Consider the following 6,000-nt stretch of genomic DNA (forward strand, 5'->3'; position numbering starts at 1 on the left):
AGCAAGTTGCTGCGGAAGCGGAGGGCATAGCTGCCGAGGGAGGGGAGGGGCGCCAGCACACTCTAGAGTATTCGGCCCTAGCGGCCGGTCGCACAATCCAACGCGTCATCCCGCAGATTTCCAGGAAAATTTTGGCTGTGTTTCGAAAACCTGCGGGATGAGGCGTGCAGCTTGGCGAGCGGTAGGCGGGGTGACGGCGCCAGAGCCTGACCTGTCCCTCCGGGGGCATCATTCGATCGGCGCGCCAATGCCGACGCAGAAGACCAAAACTGACCCGCCAGCAAGCGGGGGCGCAGACAGACGGCCAGCGGAGCGACTTGCAACCGGTGGCCGATCCACTGGTCGTGCGAAGGGCGATACCGCCCGTATAGGACCGCTCGTCTTCCGCAATAGCCGCCTAGTGCGCTGGGGATCGAAGTCGCGCGGCGCACCGCTGGAGCCAGTGGAGCGCCTGTGGGCCGAGAAGGGCAGCCGCGAGAAGCCGCCCGAGTGCGATCTGCGCTGGTTGGTGCATACCGACGCGCCTCGCAAAGAACGCTGGCTTCCTCGCGGTGCGAGCCATTCGACGGGCTGGTGCGCCTCTTGAATGCCTGGCGGAGGCGGAGCAGGCGGTGGAAGGCCGAGGAGGGCCAGCTGAGGCAAGGCTTGGGCGCCCACGCCGAAGTTCTTGGCCTTGCCATCGACGCGTCAACGGCGGGGAAGATAGGCGAGCGACGCGATTTTGAGGGCAAGCACGCCGAGCGCCGTGGCGTCTTCTTGATCAGTGAGGCACTCGCCTCGCTGCATGGGCTTGATTGCCGAAGGCCGCGTGAGCGGCCCCTAAACCGGCTGCCGATCCGTACCATGGCCCGAAGTCGTGATTGAGCGCCATGACGTGGGGAGGGGTGCCCGCAAACTCTAGAAAAAAATGCGTTTTAGCTACCGGCCGCCCCAGAAAATTCGCGCATCCACAATTCAGAATATGGGGTATCTTAGGTTGTATTGCATATTAACGCGCGAGCTGCGCGTAAATGTGACGAGATCAGCGCTCCGTATTCGAATAAGTCATGAGGCCGCTTCTATCGATCCGATCGGCTCGGAGCGGGATCGATCTGTGTGGATCGGCGCGTTGCTGGCGGTGTCGCGAGGAGACGTTAGCGGCCGGTGGCGGCCCGATCCGCAGCCGCCTGAATCCATATTTTCGTAGAGACGGAGGACGCTCTCGTGCCCCATCAGAGCCCAGAGGAATGGGCCTCTGCGGATCGCGCCAACGGTCGTCCTCGAACTAATCTCGGAGCAGAACGTCGGGTTGCGGGTATCGAGCGGACTCGGAGGCTGGCTGCATGAGACACGTGGCCGCGGAAGAGACGGCTGGCGAGAGCGACGCAGATCCGCAAATTCTCCGAGGGACAAGGCGTAAGGCCGCCTCAGTTGGCGACCTCTATCATCATTGCCACCACGTCAGTGAATAGGTTTGCTCGGTGTGTTTGCGTCGCTGTTGTCGCTGGTCGAGAAGGTGATGCCTGAGCCCCGCCAATGTCGCGCACCGATATGCTCAAATTCGCGGTCAACTATCCGGCGTTCGTTTAGCTCGCACCAATCCGCCTTTGGTTGCGAGCTAACGAGCCCGCGCCTTAAGCGCCGTGTGGCCCCTGAACAAAGGCCAGAGGTCAGCCGAACGCTAGATGGAACTCAACCGTCTTAGTATTGTTTTACCTCAACCCTCCAGCTATCGGCGGGGCTGGATAGGACCCGAATGGAAAACTCAGACCGCTTCGAAGCTGCGCAATCCGGCGAGGGGCGTTATCGGCTTCTTGTTGAGGCTATCACCGACTACGCGATCTATATGCTGGATCGCGACGGGCATGTCACTAGCTGGAACCCCGGAGCGAAGCGCTTTAAGGGCTATGAGGCTGAGGAGATCATAGGGCGCCACTTCTCGACATTCTATACGGAGACCGAGCGGGAGCAGAAAGTGCCTGCGTTGGCGCTGGAGGAGGCGGAGCGAACTGGACGCTTCGAGCGAGAGGGTTGGCGTGTGCGCAAGGACGGCACGCAGTTCTGGGCCCATGTCGTCATTGACGCGATCCGTTCGCCTAAGGGCGAGCTTGTCGGTTTCGCCAAGATCACCCGGGATCTGACCGAGCGAAGGGCGGCCGAGGCCAAATTACGCGAAAGCGAGCAGCAATTCCGGCTAATGGTCCAAAGTGTGACGGACTACGCCATCTACATGCTGGACGTGGAAGGCAATGTGGCGAGTTGGAACGCTGGGGCCCAGCGCATCAAGGGGTACGGACCCGAAGAGATCATCGGTCGCCACTTCTCCAATTTCTATACGGAAGAGGATCGCGCCGCGGGCCTCCCGCGAACAGGCCTGCAGACCGCAGCCCGCGAAGGACGCTGGGAGCACGAAGGTCAAAGGGTCCGAAAGGACGGCACTCGCTTTTGGGCGCATGTCGTGATCGACGCGATTCGAGACGACGACGGGAAGCTCGTAGGATTCGCCAAAGTGACCCGGGACATTACAGAACGGCGTGAGGCGGAAGCCGCGCTCCAGGCGGCGCAAGCAACGTTGATCCGGTCCCAGAAGCTGGAAGCGATCGGCCAACTTACTGGCGGCGTTGCCCACGACTTCAACAATCTATTGCAGGTGATTAGCGGAAACCTGCAACTGCTCAGCAAGGACATCGCGGGTAATGCCCGAGCGGAGATGAGAGTCCAGAGCGCTCTTGCCGGCGTCGCGCGGGGATCGAAACTTGCTACCCAGTTGCTCGCCTTCGCGAGGCGCCAGCCGCTGGAGCCGAGGGTGGTGAACGTCGGTCGCCTGATCAAAGGCATGGATGAACTGCTGCGTCGCGCCATCGGCGAGGAGATCGAGGTCGAGACGGTCGTCGGCGGTGGGCTGTGGAACAGCCTCATCGACCCCGATCAACTCGAGAATGCCATTCTCAACCTCGCGATCAACGCCCGCGACGCGATGAACGGCGAGGGTCGGCTGACCATCGAGGCCAGCAATGCCTTCTTGGACGACGAGTATGTCCGCCACTACGATGATCTGATTGCGGGGCAATATGTGATGATCGCGGTAACTGACACGGGCGTCGGCATTCCGTTAGATATCTTGGAGCGGGTCTATGAGCCCTTCTTCACGACCAAGGCGGAGGGCAAGGGCACTGGCCTTGGCCTTGCCATGGTCTACGGTTTTCTTAAGCAATCCGGCGGACACGTCAAAATTTACAGCGAGATCGGCGCCGGAACGACGGTGAAGCTATACTTCCCGCGAGAAATGGCCATCGAGGATACGCTAGTTAGTGCCACCTCCGGTGACATCAAAGGCGGCGAGGAAACCGTACTGGTGGTCGAGGATGACGATGAAGTGCGCGAGGTCGCGGTGTCGATACTCTCCGAGCTTGGCTACCGCGTGGTGAAGGCGAGAGATGCGGTGGCCGCGCTAGCCATCGTCGACAGCGGCATACCAATTGACCTGATCTTCACCGACGTCATGATGCCCGGCACCCTGCGCAGCCCGGAGTTGGCGCGGAAAGCCAAGGAACGGCTACCCAACGTCGCAGTCCTTTTCACATCAGGCTACACGCAGAACGCCATCGTGCACGGAGGACGGCTCGACCCGGGATTGGAGCTTTTGGCCAAGCCCTATACGCGGGAAGCGCTTGCGCGGAAGATCAGGCATGTGCTTGCCAACCATGCTCAACGGCGTCTCGCGGCTACGGAAACGCGTCAGACCACAAGCGAAGACGCCGTCAAGGGTGCGACCGTGTTGCTCGTCGAAGACGACGAACTGATCCGCCTGACAGCAACGGAGATGTTGAACGATCTGGGCTGCAAGGTGATGGAGGCCAGCTCCGCCGAAGAGGGGTTGAAAGCCCTGGATCAGGCTGCCGTGGATATCCTCGTGACCGATGTCGGCCTCCCCGGAGTGTCCGGCCTGCAACTCGCAAAGGACGCCCGCTCGCTGCGACCCGACTTGTGCATTGTTGTGGCGACAGGCGACAGCGGGATCCAATCCGAAGCCGAGCTCTTGGACGCGGTGCTCGTCGTGAAGCCCTACGCGCCGGAAACTCTGCGCCGCAGCCTCGAAAATGCGCTGCAGACAAAATCGCGACCCTAAGCAGGGGTCGACAGCGCTTACAGCGGAGGCGTCCGAGCTGCCAAAATTGCGAAGCTCAATGGAGATTCCGAAGACTTTCATAGTCGCAGCAACGACGTCCGGATCGTCGGTCTCCTTGGCGAAGCCTTGATGGAAGAGATCGCCGCCGGCGCCTCGCGCCTCCAGCGCCATCTTCCTGGACAGCGTGGCAATCGCGAGATTGTAGAATCCCAGCGATGTTTGATAGGTCAAGACCGGACATGGCCAGTTTGCCCTAGCTAGTCGGCTCAGGGCCGATATTGTTGCAAAAGTCGATTTTCGCCGATGACCAAAATTCTGCGGGCGGTGGGCGCGACTTTCGCGTACAAGATGCGGGGGACCTCACGGCCTCACGCAAAATTCACAGGCGACTTCGGTAGCGCGATTGAGGTCATACGAATCAGCGATCGCTCGCTGCTTAGTGTTTTCGCGAAAAATCTTGAGCCCTGCAACTTTCGACTTTTGCAACACAATCGGCCATTACCGGAAGTGGCTCAGCGCTATTCATTGCCTCGCGGACGAGGATGGTTAGGCGAGCTATTGGCCGCTACCATTGGGTCAACGGACCCTGTGACGTGCTTGATCGATTAGCGCCTCGACCTTCGGCAATATGCGCGCAACAACAGCTTCGATCCCTGCCGCGTTTGGCTTGAAGTCTCCGATCTCCTTCAGCGACGGATCGCTTACAAACGCGTCATCAAATGCAGGGTAGAATAGCACATTGTACTCGCCGGCAAGACCGGAGAACATGGTCGCAAAGGCACTCTTGTGTTCGTCGTCCAACCTGGTGTGAGGCGCTGCTCCGCAAAGAAGCACGGCGATCCGCCGCGCTTTTAGGTTTTCAATAATTGCTGCCAGGGACTTGCGCGTGATGTTTGGCTCGACGGCAAAGACCATATCAACCGCACCGAGTACCAAGATCACCGCATCGGTATCCTCGGGAACCGAGCGATTCAATCTGGCAAGGCCCCTTGCTGCTGTGTCATTACCATTGCCTGCATCAACAACCGTGACCGATTGACCTTTGGCCTTCAATGCAAATTCAAGTCTGTCGGCAAACCTGCACCCAACGGGAAGATAGTAGTTGAAAGCCAGAGCATCGCCGAGTACGACGATTTTGATTACCCGTTCTTCGGCAGAAACGACTATTGATGGCAACCAAGTAGTCGAAGCCGCCCCGGCCAACGTGATGAACTCGCGCCGTCTCATTGCCAACCCCTCTGGGTCAGACGGTGAATATTATTCGCATCGGCAGAATGGTGCAAGAAGCTGATGTCTCATTTGGGTCATTCGCGTCATTCTTGGCCTGTTTGCCGGATGTCTGCTTCTCCCCTGACAGCAGCGGAATAGCACACATCCACCAACCGCTGCTTGGGGCCACAAGCGGAAGTCAGGTTGTATTACGCCCTGAGGTGCAGTGGACGTGCACGTGGACTAGAAATAACCTGCGGGCGGAGGTGCCCATGAAAGCCGGTTGTCTAGCCCTATTTCTTTTTTCGATTGCTTGGTCGTCCATTGCCGCAGCCCAAAATACCCCCTGCAGCAGATACACACCGCGTGGCACGAGATGTTTTTGTAACCATGGCATAATCAGGGGGCACGAAGTCCCAGGCTGGATTCCGGCAGGTGGTGATTACAAACGTAAATGGGTCAGACCAGGATTTCACATGACGAACCTCAAAGGCATGCATTCCAGCGGCAGCATGTGCTTTCGAGATTAGTCTTCCGATCGTGTGAACTCCTCCGTACTTGTAGGTGCGGTGGTCCGCTAATGGGATGGTCCGGCCGTGCTCCTGCCCCGCCAGCGATAAGCTGGCCAGGGGCGCCAAGACAAGGAGCACGCCATGTCCCAGACACTCAATACCGCGATCGCC

The 6,000-nt window shown here is 59.4% G+C and carries 3 protein-coding genes; 1 reads left to right on the forward strand and 2 read right to left on the reverse strand.

Annotation, left to right across the window (positions count from 1 at the left end; translation table 11 throughout):
- Positions 1 to 1,735 precede the first annotated feature (1,735 nt).
- Complete coding sequence (locus QJT78_RS25645; protein ID WP_049807673.1) at positions 1,736 to 4,108, forward strand: PAS domain S-box protein; 2,373 nt, start codon at positions 1,736 to 1,738, stop codon at positions 4,106 to 4,108.
- Positions 4,109 to 4,684: 576 nt separating this feature from the next.
- Here QJT78_RS25645 and QJT78_RS25655 read toward each other — a convergent pair.
- Both QJT78_RS25655 and QJT78_RS25660 read right to left on the reverse strand, forming a co-directional pair.
- Positions 4,685 to 5,335, reverse strand: coding sequence for a GDSL-type esterase/lipase family protein (locus QJT78_RS25655; RefSeq protein ID WP_038943590.1), 651 nt, complete (start codon positions 5,333 to 5,335; stop codon positions 4,685 to 4,687).
- Positions 5,336 to 5,610: 275 nt separating this feature from the next.
- Positions 5,611 to 6,000, reverse strand: a 390-nt coding sequence (locus tag QJT78_RS25660) for a hypothetical protein (RefSeq protein ID WP_281460348.1), incomplete at its 5' end; no start/stop codon positions are given.

Source organism: Bradyrhizobium sp. Mp27, from assembly GCF_029953005.1.
Classification (GTDB): Bacteria; Pseudomonadota; Alphaproteobacteria; order Rhizobiales; family Xanthobacteraceae; genus Bradyrhizobium; species Bradyrhizobium barranii.